The sequence below is a fragment of the Nocardioides sp. LML1-1-1.1 genome, from assembly GCF_040676175.1.
Classification (GTDB): domain Bacteria; phylum Actinomycetota; class Actinomycetes; order Propionibacteriales; family Nocardioidaceae; genus Nocardioides.
The window spans coordinates 654,671-672,728 of record NZ_JBEGHK010000003.1; the positions used below are offsets into that span (position 1 = coordinate 654,671).

The window sequence follows — 18,058 nt, forward strand, 5'->3', positions numbered from 1 at the left end:
GGCCGCCTCTCCCCCGCTTTCTTGTCATCCCGGTGAGCAGGCTGGCGCCGGCGCCGTCCGCGCCGCGCCCGGCGCGTCCGCGTCCGCGCTGCACGACAGCGCTCAGGAGCGAGTTCTTGTCACGTACGTCACAACATCCCACCGGTTCCGCGCGAGCGAGCGCAGAACTCCTTGGCCCGGGCCGGGTCCCGTGGCTGAATCGAGGTGGTCGCCCCCAACGACCCGACGGCGCACGCCGTCGGCGAGGGAGGGACACGACCATGACGATCACGACCGCACCCGTCGCGCTGCCACCGACGGCCTCGCCGGACCGGCTGGCCCACCTGTGCCAGCGGATGGCGGGCACCGTCGGCAACGCCCTCGGTACGCCGCCCGACGACCCCCGCGTCCGCGTCGCGATCGGCGACGTGGTGCAGCACTTCGTCTCCGCCGGCGGTCGCGCCGAGGTCGCGGCGCGCGAGGCGCAGCGCGGGCTGCGCGCGCTGGCGGTGGAGCTCAGCGCCGCGGGACTGCGGGCCGCCGACGTCGACCGTCTCTTCCGTGCCCTGCACGCCGTGGTGGCGGGCTCGCTCGGCCAGGTCGCCGGCGACGCGCTGCGCGGCGAGGCGATCCTCACCCTGCGTCGCTCCGCCCAGCGCTACCTCCACCTGGTCTGCGCGACCCTGACCGTCGAGCTGCGCCGCGAGACCGCTCGCCGCGAGCACCGGCAGGCGCACTGGCGCGCCGAGGTCGGCGCGGGCGACGACCTGGCCTACGACGCCGCCCGCCCGGGCCGGATCCGCGCCCTGGTGTCCGTCGACCGCGAGCTGCCCGCGCGGCTGCGGGACGATCCGCGGCTGATCGCGCGCCCCTCGGCGTACGAGCTCCTGGTGCCGGAGGGCATCGACCCGCACACGCTGGCGGCCGCGGTCGACGGCCAGGTCGTCGTCGGTCCGCTCACCCCGTGGCGAGACCTCGGCGACAGCCTCCAGCTGCTGTGGCGCGCGGCCCGGCTGCTCAGCGACGGCCACGCGGTCGACGACCGGCTCCTGGTGCCGTGCACCGAGATGCTCGGCCCGCTCCTGGTCGCCGGCAACCCGCTGCTGACCGGGCTGCTCGCGAGCAAGCACCTCGGCGTCCTCGACGGGATCCGCACCGCGCGGCGCAACGACCTCGCGCTCACCCTGCTGCGCTGGCTGGAGACGGCGAGCGCCACCAACCAGCTGGCCCGTGACATGGGTGTCCCGCCGCAGACCCTGCACAGCCGGCTGTGCAAGCTGCGCGAGCTGTTCGGGACCAAGCTGGAGGACCCGCCGGCCCGCCTCGAGCTCATCGTGGCGCTGCGTGCCGTCCTGCCCACCTGGGGCGTCGCGGTCTGAGCCGGCGGTGGCCCCCGAGCAGCGCTCGGGGGCCACCGTCGTCACCGCACCCGGCTCAGCGGGTGATCTTCAGGGTGTAGAGCCCTGAGTTCCGCGGCAGGTAGTAGCGGTCACCCAGGTAGGAGACCTGGACCCGCCAGGTGCCCTTCGGCAGCTTGGGCAGGACGACCGTGCGGCGGCCGGCGCTGAGCGTGCCGGTGACGACCTTCCGCGACCCCGCCTTGGTGAGGGTCACCCGGACCGTGCCGGTGGGCACCGGTCGCGCCGTGGTCGCCCGGGCGACCACGACCGTCGCACGCCCGGCCTTCTTGCTGGTCGGCCGCACGTTGAAGGTCAGCGTCGGCGGCTTCGGGTAGCCCCGGACGATCGGCGCCGCGGCCACCGGGCCCCGGGCGGCCGAGGAGGACACCAGCGTGTCGCTGCCGCGGGTCGCCGTGGAGACGAAGGTGATCGAGCGGCCCTGGAAGCTCGCCGGCAGGGTGAGCGTAGTCCCGGTCGCGCCGGTGATCGCCACCCCGTTGAGCTTCCACTGGTTCTTCACGACCGCCGTGGCGTCGTTGAAGGCGGCGGGCTTGCCGGTCAGCACCTTGCCGACCTGCACCGTGCCGGTGATGGTCGGCACGCTGGTCACGGCCAGCGGGGCGGCCAGGACCGGGCCGAAGGCGCCCGAGGAGGAGGACAGGGTCTCGTCGCCCCGGGTCGCGGTGGACTCGAAGGTGATCGACTTCCCGACCAGCGCTGCCGTCAGGGCCAGCGTCGTGCCGGTGGCACCGCTGATCGCCGTACCGTCGGCCTTCCACTGGTTGGTCACCGTGGCGCTCGCGTCGTTGAAGCCCGCGGGCGTCCCGGTGAGCGTCTGGCCGGCCTGGGCCGTGCCGCTGATGGTGGGCTCGCTGGTGACGGCCAGCGCCGGGGGCGCCTCGGACTCGAGCAGTGCGTAGGCGCCGTCGGCGATGTCGAGCACGCCACCGGCCGCCATCGAGGCGGGCAGCGGCACCGGGGTGGCCTCGCCGCCACCGGCCTGGGGCTCGGAGGTCCAGGCCACGACATTGCCCTGGTCGGTCAGCAGGAACTGCGCGCTCCCGGTGCTGGTGTCGCCGGTGGAGTTGACCTCCTTGACGGTCTCCCCCGCGGGGACGCCGGGGAAGTTGTCGTCCTGCCAGGCCTCCAGCACCCAGGCGGCGGTCTCGTCCCCCGTGGGGATGCGCATCCGGAAGCCGTAGGCCTTGCCGCTCTGCGTCACGAAGGTCCCGGTCGCGGCCACGCCGGTGCCGCTGGTGCCCGTCTGGCTGCTGAAGGCCACGACCGGGTCGTCGCCCGCCGGGCGGAGCTCGGTGAAGCTCGGCTCCGCCAGAGCGACCAGCGAGCCGTCGGAACGCAGCGCCATCGTGTTGGTGGGGGCGGTGCCGAGGGGGTCGCGGTTGAGCCCGCCCAGGGCCACCAGGTCGGTGACCGGCTCGCCGGTGTCGCCGGACACGATCGGGAAGACGCCCTCGGCGTCGCCGACCACGTCGGGCTTGTAGGCGATGAGCGCCGCGTGGTGCGCTCCCTCGGCGGTCTCGACGATGACGTAGGCCCGGTAGAGGCCACCGGTGACCGCGATGGCCTTGCCGCCCAGCTGCTCCGGGGTCCAGGACTGGTCGGGGATCGTGCCGCGGGAACCGCCCCACTTCGTGACGGTGCCGTCGGCGCTGGCCGCCCAGATCGTCCGCTGGCCACCGATGCTCAGCGAGAGCGTCCGCTGGCTGCTCACGCTCGCGGGAACCGCCTGCGCGCTCGCCTGGAGCGAGGCGGGGATGACCACCGTGCCGTCGGCACGGATCGCGCCGACCGCGTTGCTGCCGAGGCCGTTGTCGCCCAGCTGGGCGAACGGTCCCGGGTACGACGCCGTTTCGACGCCGTCCGCCCAGCCGATCACGTCGCCGGTCGCGGGGTCCGCGGCGGGGTCCGCGTGCGCCGGTGTCCCTACCGCCGCCGCCGTGCCCGCCACCAGTGCCAGCACGCCGAGCGCGCCGACCTTGGGTCGCCAGTTCGTCATTCGTCCTCCTGAGATGTCGTGACCGCCGTCACCCACCGCGGCGGCCAAGGCACGGTAAGTCGCGCACCTCGGGAGGAAGGCCGGTTCACCCCGAACCGGCGGAGAACTCGGACGGGCGTCCGAGTTCTCGGGGAACCGGGCCGCTCAGACGTTGAAGCCGAGCGCCCGGAGCTGCTCACGCCCGTCGGGCGAGATCTTGTCGGGGCCCCACGGCGGCATCCAGACCCAGTTGATCGCGACGTCGTTGACCAGGCCCTCCAGGGCGGAGTTGGTCTGGTCGGTGATCACGTCGGTCAGCGGGCAGGCCGCCGAGGTCAGCGTCATGTCGAGCACGAGGTTGGAGCCCTCGTCGACGTGCATGCCGTAGACGAGTCCCAGGTCGACGACGTTGATCCCGAGCTCGGGGTCGACCACGTCCTTCATGGCCTCCTCGATGTCGTCGAGCGCCACGTTGGAGGATGCGTTGGTGCCCACCGGGCCGCCGGCCTCGGGGACCTCGGGCAGGTCGCTGTTGTCGGTCATGACTTGTCTCCGTCTCCTTCGGTGCCGGCTCCGCTGATGACACGGGCCGTCGCGTCCTTCCACGCCATCCACGACAGCAGGGCGCACTTCACGCGTGCCGGGAACTTGGCGACGCCCGCGAAGGCGATGCCGTCCTCCAGCACGTCCTCGTCCGGCTCCACCGTGCCCTTGCCCTGCATGAGAGTGAGGAACTCCTGGTGGATCTCCATCGCCTCGTCGACGCTCTTGCCGACCACGAGGTCGTAGAGCACCGAGGCGGACGCCTGGGAGATCGAGCAGCCCACGGCGTCGTACGACACGTCCTCGACGCGTCCGTCGGCGACGTGGACCCGCAGGGTCACCTCGTCGCCGCAGGTCGGGTTGACGTGGTGCACCTCGGCCTCGTGCTCCTCACGGAGCCCCTTGCCGTGCGGGTGCTTGTAGTGGTCAAGAATGATTTCCTGGTAGAGCGCATCCAGCCCGCTCTGATCAGCACTGTGTGCGGTCATCCTCAGTCCAACTTGAAGTACGAGCGGGTGTATTCCAGCGCCTCGACGAGGGCGTCGATCTCCCGCGGCTCGGTGTAGAGGTACGACGACATGCGGGTCGAGCTCTGCACGCCGAACCGGGCGTGCGCGGGCTTGGCGCAGTGGTGCCCGGCGCGCACGGCGATGCCGCGGCTGTCGAGCACCTGGGCGATGTCGTGCGGGTGCACGCCGTCGAGCTCGAACGAGATCGCCCCACCGCGCGCGGTGGCGTCGAGCGGGCCGAGGACGCTCAGGCCCTTGACCGACCGGAGCCCGTCGAGGGCGTAGCCGGTGATGGCCTGCTCGTGACGGTGGATCGCGTCCAGGCCGATGTGGCCGAGGTAGTCGACGGCCGCTCCGAGCCCGACCGCCTCGACGATCGGCGGGGTGCCGGCCTCGAAGCGGTGCGGCGCCTTGGCGTACGTCGAGCGGGCCATCGTCACCGTCTCGATCATCTCGCCGCCGCCGTGGAACGGCGGCAGCTCGTTGAGCAGCTCCTCGCGGCCCCACAGCACGCCGATGCCGGTCGGGCCGCAGACCTTGTGGCCGGTGAAGACCAGGAAGTCGCAGCCCACCGCCTGGACGTCGACCGTCAGCTGCGGAGCGGCCTGTGAGGCGTCGACGACCGAGAGCGCCCCGACCGCACGGGCCCGGGCGGCGAGGTCGGCCACCGGGTTGATGGTGCCGAGCATGTTCGACACCCAGGTGAAGGCGACCACCTTGGTGTGCTCGTCGACCAGCTGGTCGGCATTGCTCAGGTCGAGCTGCCCGTCGTCGGTCAGCCCGAACCAGCGCAGCTCCGCACCCGAGCGCTCGCACGCCAGCTGCCACGACACGATGTTGGAGTGGTGCTCCATCTCGGTGATGACGACGTTGTCGCCCGGACCGAGCTCGATCGTGCGGGCCAGCAGGTTGAGCGCCTCGGTGGCGTTCTTGGTGAAGACGACCTCGTTGCGCGAGGGCGCGTTGAGGAAGCGCGCGACCTTGTCCCGCGCCTCCTCGTAGGCCTCGGTGGACTCCGCCCCCAGCTGGTGCATGGCCCGCGCGATGTTCGCGTTGTGCCGCTCGAGGTGATCGACCATGGTGTCGATCACGACCTGCGGCTTCTGCGAGGTGTTCGCGCTGTCGAGGTAGACCAGGGGCGACCCGCCCGCGAGCGTGCGCTCGAGGATCGGGAAGTCCTTGCGGATGACCTCCAGCTCGGGAAGGAGTCCGCTCAGCCCGGAGGCCGAGCCTGTCGAGACCATCAGACCGACGCCTTCAGGAAGCGGTCGTAGCCGTTGGCCTCGAGCTCCTCGGCCAGCTCCGGCCCACCGGACTCGGCGACCTTGCCGGCCACGAACACGTGCACGTGGTCGGGCTGGATGTAGCGCAGGATCCGGGTGTAGTGCGTGATCAGCAGGACGCCCTTGCCGTCGCGCTCGCGGAACCGGTTGACGCCGTCGGAGACGACCTTGAGCGCGTCGATGTCGAGGCCGGAGTCGGTCTCGTCGAGGATCGCGACCTTCGGGTCGAGCAGGTCGAGCTGGGCGATCTCGTGGCGCTTCTTCTCACCGCCGGAGAAGCCCTCGTTGACCGAGCGCTGCGAGAACGTGCTGTCGAGGTTCATCTGGTCCAGGGCGCCGTTGACGTCCTTGACCCAGGTGCGCAGCTTGGGCGCCTCACCGTCGATGGCGGTCTTGGCGGTGCGCAGGAAGTTCGCGACGGAGACGCCGGGGACCTCCACGGGGTACTGCATCGCCAGGAAGAGCCCGGCGCGCGCCCGCTCGTCGACCGTCATCTCCAGCACGTCCTCGCCGTCGAGGGTGACCGTGCCGCCGGTGATCTCGTAGCGGGGGTGGCCGGCGATGGAGTAGGCCAGGGTGGACTTGCCCGAGCCGTTGGGGCCCATGATCGCGTGCGTCTCGCCGTCGCCGATCGTCAGCGTGACGCCCTTGAGGATCTCCTTGGGGCCGTCCTCGGTCTGGACCTGGACGTGCAGGTCCTTGATCTCCAGGGTGCTCATGCGGGGGTGACTCCGTTCAGGGTGGTGTCGACGTCGACGTACACCCAGTCAGTGCCGTCGTCGCTTCGAATTTCAGTCGGGAAGGTGGCGACCGGCTCGGTCGCCGGGAAGGTCGTCGGCTTGCCGGTGCGCAGGTCGAAGGTCGAGCCGTGCAGCCAGCACTCGATCGTGCAGTCGGCGACCTCGCCCTCGCTCAGCGAGACGGCGGCGTGCGAGCAGAGGTCCTGCAGCGCGTAGACGTCGTCGCCGTCGCGGGCGATCGCCACGTCGTAGCGGTCGACGGTGACGGCCAGTGCCTCGTCGGCCGGTACGTCGCCCAGGGCACAGGCGCGCTCGAAGGTCATGCTCCCTCCACGGCGGCGGCGTCCTTGAGCACGTTCTTGGCGAGCTCCGCCTCGACCGTCTCGAGAAGCTTGTCCTCGATGGAGGGGATGCCGACCTTGCGGATCAGGTCGTTGAAGAAGCCGTGCACCACCAGGCGCTGCGCCTCCTTCTCCGAGATGCCGCGCGAGCGCAGGTAGAACAGCTGCTCGTCGTCGAAGCGGGCCGTCGCCGACGCGTGCCCGGCTCCCTCGATCTCCCCCGTCTCGATCTCGAGGTTGGGGACCGAGTCGGCCTGGCAGCCGTCGGTGAGCACGAGGTTGCGGTTCTCCTCGTAGGTCTCGATGCCCTCGGCGACCTTGCGGATCAGCACGTTGCCGATCCACACGGTGTGTGCGCCCTGGCCCTGCAGCGCGCCCTTGTAGACCACGTTGCTCTTGGTCTTGGGCGCGTTGTGGTCGGCGAAGAGGCGGTGCTCCAGGTGCTGGCCCTCGTCGGCGAAGTAGAGGCCGAGCAGCTCGGCCTCGCCGCCGGGGCCGGCGTACTCGACGTTGGCGTGCATCCGCACCAGGTCGCCGCCGAAGGAGATCGAGGTGTGCTTGACCGAGGCGTCGCGGCCGACCCGGATCGCGTCGCGGCCCAGGTGGACGGCGTCGTCGGCCCAGTCCTGCAGGCTCAGCACGTTGACCTTGGCGCCGTCGCCGACCAGGAAGGTGGAGATGGCGGAGTAGCGCGCCGACCCGGTGTGCACGAGGACGATGGTGACCTCGGCGTGCGCACCGATCCGGTAGAGCAGGCGGCCCCAGACCAGGTCCTCGACCGTCTCGCCGGTGAGCCGGATGACGACCGGCTCGGCGACGACGGTCTCGGCCGGGACGTCGAGCAACAGCGCACCGCCCGCGTTGGCCGCGGCCAGGGCGGCCGGGCGCTCGTTGGGACCGAGCTCGCCGAGGGCGACGGCCTCGTCGGCCGAGACCTCAGTGAGCGTGACGCCCTCGGGCAGCGTGGTCTCCCGGGTCAGCGCGGCCGTGGAGGCCGCGCCGTCGAGGATGCCGCGCAGGCGCTTGATCGGCGTGAACCGCCAGACCTCCTCGCGCCCGGTGGGCACGGGGTGGTCGGCCAGGTCGTACGACGCGGGCGGGTTGAGGTGGCTCTCGATGCGGGCGTCGCCCATCTCGAGAGCCTCGGCGACGGCCGTCATCCGACAGCACCCTCCATCTGCAGCTCGATCAGTCGGTTCAGCTCCAGGGCGTACTCCATCGGCAGCTCCTTGGCGATCGGCTCGACGAAGCCGCGCACGATCATCGCCATCGCCTCGTCCTCGGCCATGCCGCGCGACATCAGGTAGAAGAGCTGGTCGTCGGAGACCTTCGAGACGGACGCCTCGTGGCCCATGGACACGTCGTCCTCGCGGATGTCGACGTAGGGGTAGGTGTCGGAGCGGCTGACCTGGTCGACCAGCAGCGCGTCGCACAGCACGTTGGACTTCGAGCCGTGCGCGCCCTCGTTGACCTGGATCAGCCCGCGGTACGACGTACGCCCACCGCCGCGCGCGACCGACTTGCTCAGGATGCTGGAGGAGGTGTGCGGCGCTGCGTGCACCATCTTGGCGCCGGCGTCCTGGTGCTGGCCCTCGCCCGCGAAGGCGATCGACAGCGTCTCGCCCTTGGCGTGCTCGCCCATGAGGTAGACGGCGGGGTACTTCATCGTGACCTTGGAGCCGATGTTGCCGTCGACCCACTCCATCGTCGCGCCGGCCTCGCAGACCGCGCGCTTGGTGACGAGGTTGTAGACGTTGTTCGACCAGTTCTGGATGGTCGTGTAGCGGCAGCGGCCGCCCTTCTTCACGATGATCTCCACGACCGCGGAGTGCAGCGAGTCGGAGGAGTAGATCGGCGCGGTGCAGCCCTCGACGTAGTGCACGTAGGCGTCCTCGTCGACGATGATCAGCGTCCGCTCGAACTGGCCCATGTTCTCGGTGTTGATCCGGAAGTAGGCCTGCAGCGGGATGTCGACGTGCACGCCCTTGGGGACGTAGATGAACGAGCCGCCGGACCAGACCGCGGAGTTGAGCGCGGAGAACTTGTTGTCGCCGACCGGGATGACGGTGCCGAAGTACTCCTTGAAGAGGTCCTCGTGCTCCTTCAGCGCGGTGTCGGTGTCGAGGAAGATGACGCCCTGCTCCTCCAGGTCCTCCCGGATCTGGTGGTAGACGACCTCGGACTCGTACTGCGCGGCGACACCGGCGACCAGGCGCTGCTTCTCCGCCTCCGGGATGCCGAGCTTGTCGTAGGTGTTCTTGATGTCCTCCGGCAGGTCCTCCCAGCTCTGGGCCTGCTTCTCGGTGGAGCGCACGAAGTACTTGATGTTGTCGAAGTCGATGCCTCCCAGGTCCGAGCCCCAGGTGGGCATCGGCTTCCGGTCGAACAGCTTCAGGCCCTTGAGGCGCAGGTCGAGCATCCAGCCCGGCTCGCTCTTCTTGCCCGAGATGTCGCGCACGACGTCCTCGTTGAGGCCGCGCTTGGCGTCGGCACCGACGTCGTTCTTGTCGGACCAGCCGAACTCGTAGCGACCGATCCCCTTGAGCTCGGGGTTCAGCTCCTCGATGGAGGTCATGAGACCTGCTCCTTCTTCTTGTTGGTCGAGCCTGTCGAGGCCGGGATGCACGTGGTGCACACGCCGTCACCGTGGGCGATGGTGGCCAGCCGCTGCACGTGCGTGCCGAGGACCCGGCTGATCGCCTCGGTCTCGGCCTCGCACAGCTGGGGGAACTCGTGGGCGACGTGGGAGACCGGGCAGTGCTGCTGGCACAGCTGCTCCCCCACGACCGGCAGCTCGCGCACGGCTGCCGCATAGCCCTCGTCCGAGAAGACCTTCGCCAGCACCTCGGCCGGCGAGGCCTCGGGATGGGCGGCCCGGACCTCCGGGAACCGCTTCTCGATGAACGCCGCGCGCCGCTCCGCGAACGCCTTGACCGCCTCCGGACCGCCGGTCTCGGCGAGGAAGCGCAGCGCCTCGGTGGCGAGGTCGTCGTACTGCTGGTCGAAGGAGTCGCGGCCACGCTCGGTGAGCACGAACACCTTCGCCGGGCGTCCGCGTCCGCGCGAGCCCACCGGACGGGGGTCCCGGGCATCGACGGCACCGTCGGCCAGCAGCTGGTCGAGGTGGCGTCGTACGGCGGCCGGGGTCAGCTCGAGGCGCTCGGCGAGCGCCGCGGCGGTGGACGGCCCGTTGACCAGGATCGACCGCACGACGCGCTGGCGCGTCGGCTGGTCGTGCTCGGTCGGGATTTCCACAACATCAGTGTGCCGATATTGCCGGGGCCCCTTCAAGCAAGGTCACCCTAAGGTGCCGGCGCCGGGCGCTGGGAGCGCAGCCAGGCGAGCCCGGCGAAGGGCAGCACGAGCGGCAGGAAGGCGTAGCCCTGACCGAAGTGGGACCACACCGTCTTGTCGTGGAACAGGCCGGTGTCGAGATAGCTCCAGGTGCCCACGCCGAGCACGCCGACGAGCTCCACCGACACCGCGGCGAGGGCCACCCGCCAGCCGGTGCGCCCGCCGACGAGCAGGCAGGTCGTGGCCACCAGGTAGATCACGGCGGCCACCAGGGAGAGCCAGTAGGGCAGCTTGCCGGCGTCGTCCCCGAGCTGGACCGCCGACCGACCCGTCGCGGCGACGGCGAACACGCCGTAGACGAACACCAGGGCGCGGCCCCAGCCCGTCGAGAGCTCCTCAGCCACGGGTGCCTCCCCAGATGTCCCACAGGCGCAGCTCCAGGCCCGCGACGGTCGCGACGCCGAGGAGCAGGATCGTCGTACCGACCCGGGAGCGCTCGGCGAGGGAGAAGAACGCCGCGACGACCGGGATCAGCGCCACCGTGACCAGGTAGCTGACGAAGACGCCGCCCTCGATGTCGCGCTCGGTGCGGGCCAGCGCGACACAGCCGCCGACCAGCTGGGCCAGCGCCGCGAGCTGCAGCACGCCGAGGCCGACGAAGTGCGCGTCCTGGGCGGATCGGTCGCGGACCAGGTCCACGACGAGGACGACCGCGACCACGCCCGCCATGGCGAGGATCACGCCGTAGGTCCAAGCAGTCACGGCCGCCAGCGTAGAGCGCGGAGGCTGGTCCTACACTCGCCGGGTGCCTGTTGCTGGTCCTGCCGTGCTCGTCGACGGCCTGGTGATGCGGTACGACGACCGCACCGCCGTCGACGGCCTCTCCTTCGAGGTGGAGCCGCACACCATCACCGCCGTGCTCGGACCCAACGGCGCCGGCAAGACCACCACCCTGGAGACCTGCGAGGGCTACCGCCGCGCGCAGGCCGGCACGGTGCGGGTGCTCGGGCTCGACCCGGTCCGCCAGCGCTCGGCGCTGCTCCCCCGGATCGGCGTCATGCTGCAGTCCGGCGGCGCCTGGAGCGGGGCGCGCGCCGACGAGATGCTGCGGCACTTCGCCAAGCTGCACGCCCACCCGCTGCCGATCGACCTGCTCATGGAGCGGCTGGCGCTGCACGAGTGCGGCCGGACGCCGTACCGGCGGCTGTCGGGTGGTCAGCAGCAACGGCTCGGCCTCGCGCTGGCTCTGGTCGGGCGCCCGGAGCTGGTGTTCGTCGACGAGCCGACCGCGGGCCTGGACCCGCAGATCCGCCGCGGCGTGTGGGACCTGCTGGAGGAGCTGCGCGCCGACGGGGTGACCGTGGTGCTGACCACGCACTACCTGGAGGAGGCCGAGCGGCTCGCCGACAAGGTGCACATCCTCGACCGGGGCCGGCTCGTGGCGAGCGGCACGCCGCTGGAGCTCACCCGCGGCGGCACCGTCGCCACGATCCGGCTCGTCGTCACCCAGCCGTTCCCCGAGGGCGCGCCCGAGGCGCTGGCCCGGGCCCTGGGTGACGGCACCGAGCTGAGCGTGCTCGACCCGCTGAGCCTGCAGGTCTCCGGGCCCGCCGACGGCACCACGCTCGCGACGGTGGCCGCCTGGTGCGCCGACCACGACGTGCTGCCCGAGTCGCTGTCGCTGGGCCAGCGCAACCTCGAGGACGTCTTCCTCGAGCTCACCGGCCGGGAGGACTTCTCGTGACCACCCCCGGCAGTGGCACCTTCGCCCCCGCTCCCGGCGGCGCGCCCGTCCTGCGTCAGCTGCTGACCCAGGCCGGGATGGAGGCGCGGCTGATGCTGCGCAACGGCGAGCAGCTGCTCATCGCCGTCGTCATCCCGGTCATCGTGCTCGTCGGCGCGGTGCGTGGCGCGGAGCGGGTCGGCCTGTCCCTGGACGGGCGGCCGATCGACGTGCTGACGCCCGGCGTCCTGGCCCTCGCCGTGATGTCCACCGCGTTCACCTCGCTCGCGATCGCCACCGGCTTCGAGCGCCGCTACGGCGTCCTGAAGCGCCTCGGCACCGCTCCCCTGTCCCGCACGACCCTGCTCGGCGGCAAGGTCGCCGCCCTGCTGGTGGTCGAGGTCATCCAGTTCGTCGTCATCGGCGGGGTCGGCCTCGCACTCGGCTGGGAAGGCCCGTCGGGTGTCGCCGGCGTGCTCGCCGTCGTCCTCACCGCGCTCCTCGGCACCGCCGCCTTCGCCTCCCTCGGCATGCTGCTGGCGGGCTCGCTGCGCGCCGAGGCCACCCTCGCGGTCGCCAACCTCGTCTACCTGCTGCTGCTCGCCGGCGGCGCGGTGATCCTTCCCGCCAGCGCGTACGGCGGCCTCGGGGACCTCGTGCGCTGGCTTCCCTCCGGGGCGCTCGGCGAGGCGATGCGCACCGCCTGCGACGGCGCCCTCGCCGCCCGCGACCTGCTCGTCCTGCTCCTCTGGGCCGGGATCGGCTCCGCCCTGACCGCCCGAACCTTCCAGTGGGAGTGAACGTGACCACCTCGACCCGCGACCGACTCGCCAGTCTCCGGCAGGCCCTGGGCGACCGCCTCGTCCCGCTCGCCTGGGCCAACCTGGTCGCGAACATCGGCATCGCCGTCACCGGCGGCGCGGTCCGGCTCACCGACTCCGGGCTCGGCTGCCCGACCTGGCCCAAGTGCACCGACTCGTCGTACCTGCCTCATGGGGCGCTGGGCGTCCACGGCGCGATCGAGTTCGGCAACCGGATGCTGACCTACGTGCTCGTCGTGATCGCGGTGGCCTGCTGGGTCGCGGCCCGCGAGCGCGCGGCGGAGCACCCGCTCGCCGTACGGCTGGCGACGATCGTGGCGCTGGGCATCCCCGGCCAAGCGGTGGTCGGCGGCATCACCGTGCTCACCGACCTGAACCCGTGGATCGTGTCGATCCACCTGCTGCTCTCGATGGCCCTCGTCGGCGTCTGCGTCCTCCTGCTCGACCACCTGCGCGGGCCCACCCGCGCCTCCGCGCCGCTCCCCCTGCGCCGCGCCGGCATCGCGCTGTTCGCCGTCGGCTGGGTGGTGCTCTACCTGGGCACCGTCGTCACCGGCTCCGGCCCGCACTCCGGCGACCTGGAGTCCAAGCGCACCGGGCTCGACCCCCAGGTCATGTCGCACGTGCACGCCTGGGCGGTCTACGCCCTCGTCGCGCTCACCCTCGCCGTGCTCTGGAGGGCCCGCCGGCTGGGCCTGCTGACCCTCTACCGCGCCGCCCGGCTGCTGCTCGTCGTCGAGCTGCTGCAGGGCACGATCGGCTTCTGGCAGTACCTCACCGACCTGCCCGAGCTGCTCGTCGGCTTCCACATGCTCGGCGCCGGCACGACCTCCGCCGCGATCACCTGGGTCCTGCTCGCCACCCGCCCCCGCCGCGCCTGACGGAGACTCGCGTCGGAGCCGCGGGGGCGGCGAGCGCGGGACGGCGCCGGCCCGGAGCCGGAGGGAGCGACGAAGGAGCGACCGGAGGCGCAGGGAGGCGCTGTTCCGCGTGCCGTCGGTCTTGCCGCCAGGCGGAGGCGAGCCCTACGCCACTCGACTGCGTGCGCGGCAGCGCGGCGCGAGGCACGAGCGACGCGCTCGCGCGATCAGTGCAGCAGCGGGTCGATGGCGACTGCGACGAAGAGCAGGCTCAGGTAGAGGTTCGAGGAGTGGAACAGCCGCATCGGCTGGAGCACGCTCAGCTCCTCGGTGGTGCGCGCCCGGCGGTGCAGGCCGTGCGCCTGGACCAGGAAGACCGCGCCGAGGACGCCGGCGACGATCGGGTAGAGCGGACCGGTGTCGGCCACCGGCCACAGCACCAGCGACGTGGCGACCATGACCCAGCTGTAGACCACGATCTGGAAGGCGACCGAACGGGCCGGCTTCACCACCGGCAGCATCGGTACGTCGACCTGGGCGTAGTCCTCGCGGTAGCGCAGCGCCAGGGCCCAGGTGTGCGGCGGCGTCCAGAAGAAGACGACCAGGAAGAGCACGACCGGCACCCACGACAGCTCGCCGGTCACGGCGGTCCACCCGATCAGGGCCGGGAAGCAGCCGGCGATGCCGCCCCAGACGATGTTCTGGGTGGTGCGGCGCTTGAGCAGCATCGTGTAGACGAACACGTAGAACGCGTTGGCGCTGACCGACAGGACCGCCGAGAGCGGGTTGACCCAGAGCGCCAGGATCACCGTCGAGAGCACGCCGAGCACGACGCCGAAGACCAGGGCAGCGCCCGGCGTCACGATGTGGCGCGGCAGCGCACGGCGACGGGTACGACGCATCTGCTCGTCGATGTCGCGGTCGTAGACGCAGTTGAAGACCGAGGCCGAGCCGGCGGACAGCGTGCCGCCGACGACGGTGGCCACGACGAGACCCAGCGCGGGGACGCCGCGGGCGGCGAAGAACATCACCGGCACGGTCGTCAGCAGCAGGAGCTCGATGACCCGCGGCTTGGTCAGGCCGACGTACGCCATGACGACGTCGCGGAAGGTGGCCTTCGGGTCTCCTGCGTCGTCGGCGACCAGCTCGGGGCTGGTGGGATCGACGTACGTCACGACAGGTTGTCCTCGTGGGGCAGGGGCTCGAAGGCTGGGATCGGAGCAGGGACGAGTGTATCCCGAGCGGTCCGTGCTCGCCGCACCCAGCCGATGTCAGGTGTGCCACGAGGCTGAGTAGGCTCGGAACCATGATCCCGGACCTCGAGTGGACCGACCTCGACCGCAAGGCCGTCGACACCGCCCGCGTGCTGGCCATGGACGCCGTGCAGAAGGTGGGCAACGGCCACCCCGGCACCGCGATGAGCCTGGCTCCGGCGGCGTACCTGCTGTTCCAGAAGGTCATGCGGCACGACCCCGCCGACCCGAGCTGGATGCCCCGCGACCGCTTCGTGCTGAGCGCCGGGCACAGCTCGATCACGCTCTACACCCAGCTCTACCTCGGCGGCTTCGGCCTGGAGCTCGCCGACCTGGAGAGCCTGCGCACCTGGGGCTCGAAGACCCCGGGCCACCCCGAGCACGGCCACACCGCGGGCGTCGAGGTCACCACCGGCCCGCTCGGCCAGGGCGTCGGCAACGCGGTCGGCATGGCGATGGCCGCGCGCCGGGAGAAGGGCCTGCTCGACCCGAAGGCCGGCGACGGCCCCTCGCTCTTCGACCACCACGTCTACGTGATCGCCTCCGACGGCGACCTGGAGGAGGGCGTCAGCAGCGAGGCCTCCTCGATCGCCGGCACCCAGGAGCTCGGCAACCTCACCGTCATCTACGACGCCAACCGGATCTCCATCGAGGGCGACACCCACATCGCCTTCAACGAGGACGTCGCGAAGCGCTACGAGGCCTACGGCTGGCACGTGCAGACGGTCGACTGGACCGGCACCGACCACAACGACCTCGCCAACTACACCGAGGACGTCCCGGCGCTCTACGACGCCGTCAAGGCCGCCGACGAGGTCACCGACAAGCCGTCCCTGATCGTGCTGAAGACGGTCATCGCCTGGCCCGCCCCGAGTGCGCAGAACACCGAGGCCGCGCACGGCTCGGCGCTCGGCGAGGACGAGGTCGCCGCCACCAAGGAGGTCCTCGGCTTCGACCCCGCGAAGAGCTTCGAGGTCCCCGCCGACGTGCTCGAGCACACCCGCGGCCTGGTCGAGCGTGGCAAGGCCTGGGCGGCCGAGTGGGACGAGCAGTACGACGCGTGGGCCGCCGACAACCCGGAGCAGGCCGCGATCCTGGCCCGGATGCGCACCCGCGCCCTGCCCGACGGGATCGAGGACGCCCTGCCGGTGTTCGACGCCGACGCCAAGGGGGTGGCCACCCGTGCTGCCTCCGGCAAGGTGATCAACGCCATCGCGCCGGTGTTCCCGGAGCTGTGGGGCGGCTCGGCCGACCTCGCCGGCTCCAACAACACCACCATCAAGGACGCGAAGTCCTTCCTGCCGGTCGACCGCGGCGTCGAGGAGTGGCAGGCCGACCCCTACCAGGGCCGCGTGCTGCACTTCGGCATCCGCGAGCACGGCATGGGCGCGATCATGAACGGCATCGCCGTCCACGGCGGCACCCGCGTCTTCGGCGGCACCTTCCTCACCTTCTCCGACTACATGCGCGGCGCGGTGCGGGTGGCCTCGCTCATGCAGGCGCCGGTCATCTACGTGTGGACCCACGACTCCATCGGCCTCGGCGAGGACGGGCCCACCCACCAGCCGATCGAGCACCTCTGGGCGCTGCGCGGCATCCCCGGTCTCGACGTGATCCGCCCGGCCGACGCCAACGAGACCTCTGCCGCCTGGCTCCAGGTGCTGCGCCACACCGACCGGCCCGCCGGCCTGGTCCTGAGCCGCCAGAACGTCCCGACGTTCCCGCGCGGCACCGAGGGCTTCGCCACCACCGAGGACGTCGCCAAGGGCGGCTACGTGCTGCTCGACGCCGAGGGCGGCCAGCCCGACGTGGTCCTGCTCGCCACCGGGTCCGAGGTCCAGCTCGCCGTCACCGCACGCGAGCAGCTCGCGGCCGAGGGCGTCCAGGCGCGCGTGGTCTCGCTCCCCTGCCTGGAGTGGTTCGAGGCGCAGACCCAGGCCTACCGCGACAGCGTGATCCCGCCGACCGTCAAGGCGCGGGTCTCCGTCGAGGCCGGCATCAAGCAGGGCTGGCGGGAGTACGTCGGCGACGCCGGCCGGATCATCAGCATCGACCACTACGGCGCGAGCGCCGACGCGGCCACCCTGTTCCGCGAGTTCGGCTTCACGCCCGAGGCGGTCGCCCAGGCCGCCCGGGAGAGCATCGCCGCCGCGGCGCTGGACTGATCCGGCGCCGTACCCACGCACGACGAGCACGAGGAGGAAACATGTCCGATCGACTGAAGGCCCTCGCTGACGCAGGGGTCTCCATCTGGCTCGATGACCTGTCCCGCGAGCGCATCGAGACCGGCAACCTGGCCGAGCTCGTCGAGAGCTCGTCGGTGGTCGGCGTCACCACCAACCCGACGATCTTCGCCGGGGCCATCGCCGACGGCGAGCGCTACGACGAGCAGGTCCGCGGCCTCGTCGCCGACGGCGCGTCCGTCGACGAGGTGATCTTCGCGCTCACCACCGACGACGTCCGCAACGCCTGCGACGTGCTGAAGCCGGTGGCCGAGCGCACCGCCGACGACGGCCGCGTCTCCATCGAGGTGGAGCCCACCCTGGCCAACGACACCGAGGCGACCATCGCCTCGGCGAAGGCGCTGTGGGAGGCCGTCGACCGGCCGAACGCGCTGATCAAGATCCCCGCCACGCTGGAGGGCCTGCCCGCCATCACCGAGGTGATCGCGGCCGGCATCAGCGTCAACGTGACCCTGATCTTCTCCGTCGAGCGCTACCGCGCCGTGATGGACGCCTACCTCGCCGGCCTGGAGAAGGCGAAGGACGCGGGCATCGACCTGGCGACCATCCGCTCGGTCGCCTCCTTCTTCGTCTCCCGGGTGGACACCGAGATCGACGCCCGCCTCGACAAGATCGGCTCCGAGGAGGCGCTGGGGCTGCGCGGCAAGGCCGCCGTCGCCAACGCCCGCCTGGCCTACGCCGCCTTCCAGGAGGTGCTCGCCACCGAGCGGTGGCAGGCGCTCGCCACGGCCGGCGCGAACGCGCAGCGGCCGCTGTGGGCCTCGACCGGCGTGAAGAACCCGGACTACTCCGACACCCTCTACGTCGCCGACCTGGTCGTGGCCGACACGGTCAACACCATGCCGGAGAAGACCCTCCAGGCCTTCGCCGACCACGGCGAGGTCACCGGGGACCAGGTCACCGGCAAGGGCGCCGAGGCACAGGAGGTGTTCGACCGGCTGGTCGCCGCCGGCATCGACCTCGACGACGTCTTCCTCACCCTGGAGACCGAGGGCGTCGACAAGTTCAAGGCCTCGTGGACCGAGCTGACCGAGACCGTCGAGACGCAGATGGCGAAGGCCAAGGGCTGATCC

The 18,058-nt window shown here is 71.5% G+C and carries 18 protein-coding genes; 6 read left to right on the top strand and 12 right to left on the bottom strand.

What is annotated here, in order from left to right:
* Window positions 1-260: 260 nt before the first annotated feature.
* Window positions 261-1,358: a helix-turn-helix domain-containing protein gene (locus MRBLML1_RS14370; RefSeq protein WP_364517006.1), complete on the top strand. Its 1,098-nt coding sequence runs from the start codon at window positions 261-263 to the stop codon at window positions 1,356-1,358.
* 55 nt (window positions 1,359-1,413) lie between these two features.
* On the opposite strand, the gene MRBLML1_RS14375 is transcribed toward MRBLML1_RS14370, so the two are convergent.
* The 11 genes from MRBLML1_RS14375 to MRBLML1_RS14425 all read right to left on the bottom strand — a co-directional run bounded on the left by MRBLML1_RS14375 (window position 1,414) and on the right by MRBLML1_RS14425 (window position 10,847).
* Window positions 1,414-3,396, bottom strand: a complete 1,983-nt coding sequence (locus MRBLML1_RS14375) for an Ig-like domain repeat protein (RefSeq protein ID WP_364517008.1) — start codon at window positions 3,394-3,396, stop codon at window positions 1,414-1,416.
* A 144-nt stretch (window positions 3,397-3,540) separates the two neighbouring features.
* The gene (locus MRBLML1_RS14380) at window positions 3,541-3,918 is read right to left on the bottom strand and encodes a metal-sulfur cluster assembly factor (RefSeq protein WP_364517010.1); all 378 of its coding nucleotides are present in this window, start codon (window positions 3,916-3,918) and stop codon (window positions 3,541-3,543) included.
* The gene (gene sufU, locus MRBLML1_RS14385; protein ID WP_364517012.1) at window positions 3,915-4,406 is read right to left on the bottom strand and encodes a Fe-S cluster assembly sulfur transfer protein SufU; all 492 of its coding nucleotides are present in this window, start codon (window positions 4,404-4,406) and stop codon (window positions 3,915-3,917) included. Before sufU ends, MRBLML1_RS14380 begins: the two co-directional genes overlap by 4 nt.
* Window positions 4,407-4,408: 2 nt before the next feature.
* Window positions 4,409-5,671, bottom strand: coding sequence for an aminotransferase class V-fold PLP-dependent enzyme (locus MRBLML1_RS14390; RefSeq protein WP_364517014.1), 1,263 nt, complete (start codon window positions 5,669-5,671; stop codon window positions 4,409-4,411).
* A complete protein-coding gene (gene sufC / locus MRBLML1_RS14395) occupies window positions 5,671-6,429 on the bottom strand; it encodes a Fe-S cluster assembly ATPase SufC (RefSeq protein WP_364517016.1) in 759 nt (252 codons plus the stop codon). Before sufC ends, MRBLML1_RS14390 begins: the two co-directional genes overlap by 1 nt.
* A complete protein-coding gene (locus MRBLML1_RS14400) occupies window positions 6,426-6,773 on the bottom strand; it encodes a non-heme iron oxygenase ferredoxin subunit (RefSeq protein WP_364517018.1) in 348 nt (115 codons plus the stop codon). The genes sufC and MRBLML1_RS14400 overlap by 4 nt, the downstream gene beginning before the upstream one ends.
* Window positions 6,770-7,951 (bottom strand): Fe-S cluster assembly protein SufD, encoded by a 1,182-nt coding sequence (gene sufD / locus MRBLML1_RS14405; RefSeq protein WP_364517020.1) that lies wholly within the window; start codon window positions 7,949-7,951, stop codon window positions 6,770-6,772. The genes MRBLML1_RS14400 and sufD overlap by 4 nt, the downstream gene beginning before the upstream one ends.
* On the bottom strand, window positions 7,948-9,366 hold the full coding sequence (sufB, locus tag MRBLML1_RS14410) for a Fe-S cluster assembly protein SufB (protein ID WP_364517022.1): 1,419 nt from the start codon (window positions 9,364-9,366) through the stop codon (window positions 7,948-7,950). Before sufB ends, sufD begins: the two co-directional genes overlap by 4 nt.
* On the bottom strand, window positions 9,363-10,046 hold the full coding sequence (locus MRBLML1_RS14415; protein ID WP_364517024.1) for a helix-turn-helix transcriptional regulator: 684 nt from the start codon (window positions 10,044-10,046) through the stop codon (window positions 9,363-9,365). The genes sufB and MRBLML1_RS14415 overlap by 4 nt, the downstream gene beginning before the upstream one ends.
* Before the next feature lie 47 nt (window positions 10,047-10,093).
* On the bottom strand, window positions 10,094-10,489 hold the full coding sequence (locus MRBLML1_RS14420; RefSeq protein ID WP_364517026.1) for a hypothetical protein: 396 nt from the start codon (window positions 10,487-10,489) through the stop codon (window positions 10,094-10,096).
* Window positions 10,482-10,847: a hypothetical protein gene (locus MRBLML1_RS14425; protein WP_364517028.1), complete on the bottom strand. Its 366-nt coding sequence runs from the start codon at window positions 10,845-10,847 to the stop codon at window positions 10,482-10,484. Before MRBLML1_RS14425 ends, MRBLML1_RS14420 begins: the two co-directional genes overlap by 8 nt.
* Before the next feature lie 43 nt (window positions 10,848-10,890).
* On the opposite strand from MRBLML1_RS14425, the gene MRBLML1_RS14430 reads away from it, so the two are divergent.
* The 3 genes from MRBLML1_RS14430 to MRBLML1_RS14440 are packed head-to-tail and all read left to right on the top strand — an operon-like array spanning window position 10,891 to window position 13,510.
* Window positions 10,891-11,829 carry an ABC transporter ATP-binding protein gene (locus tag MRBLML1_RS14430; RefSeq protein ID WP_364517030.1) on the top strand — a complete coding sequence of 313 codons (939 nt, stop codon included), beginning with the start codon at window positions 10,891-10,893 and terminating at the stop codon, window positions 11,827-11,829.
* The gene (locus MRBLML1_RS14435; protein ID WP_364517032.1) at window positions 11,826-12,608 is read left to right on the top strand and encodes an ABC transporter permease; all 783 of its coding nucleotides are present in this window, start codon (window positions 11,826-11,828) and stop codon (window positions 12,606-12,608) included. The genes MRBLML1_RS14430 and MRBLML1_RS14435 overlap by 4 nt, the downstream gene beginning before the upstream one ends.
* A gap of 2 nt (window positions 12,609-12,610) precedes the next feature.
* The gene (locus tag MRBLML1_RS14440) at window positions 12,611-13,510 is read left to right on the top strand and encodes a COX15/CtaA family protein (protein ID WP_364517034.1); all 900 of its coding nucleotides are present in this window, start codon (window positions 12,611-12,613) and stop codon (window positions 13,508-13,510) included.
* A 206-nt stretch (window positions 13,511-13,716) separates the two neighbouring features.
* Here MRBLML1_RS14440 and MRBLML1_RS14445 read toward each other — a convergent pair whose 3' ends face one another.
* Complete coding sequence (locus tag MRBLML1_RS14445) at window positions 13,717-14,634, bottom strand: heme o synthase (protein ID WP_414691253.1); 918 nt, start codon at window positions 14,632-14,634, stop codon at window positions 13,717-13,719.
* Window positions 14,635-14,795: 161 nt separating this feature from the next.
* Here MRBLML1_RS14445 and tkt point away from each other — a divergent pair, with 161 nt between their 5' ends.
* Both tkt and tal read left to right on the top strand, forming a co-directional pair.
* Window positions 14,796-16,907, top strand: a complete 2,112-nt coding sequence (gene tkt / locus MRBLML1_RS14450) for a transketolase (protein WP_364517038.1) — start codon at window positions 14,796-14,798, stop codon at window positions 16,905-16,907.
* Window positions 16,908-16,948: 41 nt separating this feature from the next.
* Window positions 16,949-18,055, top strand: a complete 1,107-nt coding sequence (tal, locus tag MRBLML1_RS14455) for a transaldolase (RefSeq protein ID WP_364517040.1) — start codon at window positions 16,949-16,951, stop codon at window positions 18,053-18,055.
* The last annotated feature ends 3 nt before the right edge of the window (window positions 18,056-18,058 follow it).

Excerpts from the sequence above, each read along its gene's own strand:
- MRBLML1_RS14390 (WP_364517014.1), bottom strand. The coding sequence starts at position 5,671 with ATGGTCTCGACAGGCTCGGCCTCCGGGCTGAGCGGACTCCTTCCCGAG.
- sufD (WP_364517020.1), bottom strand. The coding sequence starts at position 7,951 with ATGACGGCCGTCGCCGAGGCTCTCGAGATGGGCGACGCCCGCATCGAG.
- MRBLML1_RS14380 (WP_364517010.1), bottom strand. The coding sequence starts at position 3,918 with ATGACCGACAACAGCGACCTGCCCGAGGTCCCCGAGGCCGGCGGCCCG.
- MRBLML1_RS14375 (WP_364517008.1), bottom strand. The coding sequence starts at position 3,396 with ATGACGAACTGGCGACCCAAGGTCGGCGCGCTCGGCGTGCTGGCACTG.
- tkt (WP_364517038.1), top strand. The coding sequence starts at position 14,796 with ATGATCCCGGACCTCGAGTGGACCGACCTCGACCGCAAGGCCGTCGAC.
- MRBLML1_RS14400 (WP_364517018.1), bottom strand. The coding sequence starts at position 6,773 with ATGACCTTCGAGCGCGCCTGTGCCCTGGGCGACGTACCGGCCGACGAG.
- MRBLML1_RS14370 (WP_364517006.1), top strand. The coding sequence starts at position 261 with ATGACGATCACGACCGCACCCGTCGCGCTGCCACCGACGGCCTCGCCG.
- sufB (WP_364517022.1), bottom strand. The coding sequence starts at position 9,366 with ATGACCTCCATCGAGGAGCTGAACCCCGAGCTCAAGGGGATCGGTCGC.
- sufC (WP_364517016.1), bottom strand. The coding sequence starts at position 6,429 with ATGAGCACCCTGGAGATCAAGGACCTGCACGTCCAGGTCCAGACCGAG.
- sufU (WP_364517012.1), bottom strand. The coding sequence starts at position 4,406 with ATGACCGCACACAGTGCTGATCAGAGCGGGCTGGATGCGCTCTACCAG.
- tal (WP_364517040.1), top strand. The coding sequence starts at position 16,949 with ATGTCCGATCGACTGAAGGCCCTCGCTGACGCAGGGGTCTCCATCTGG.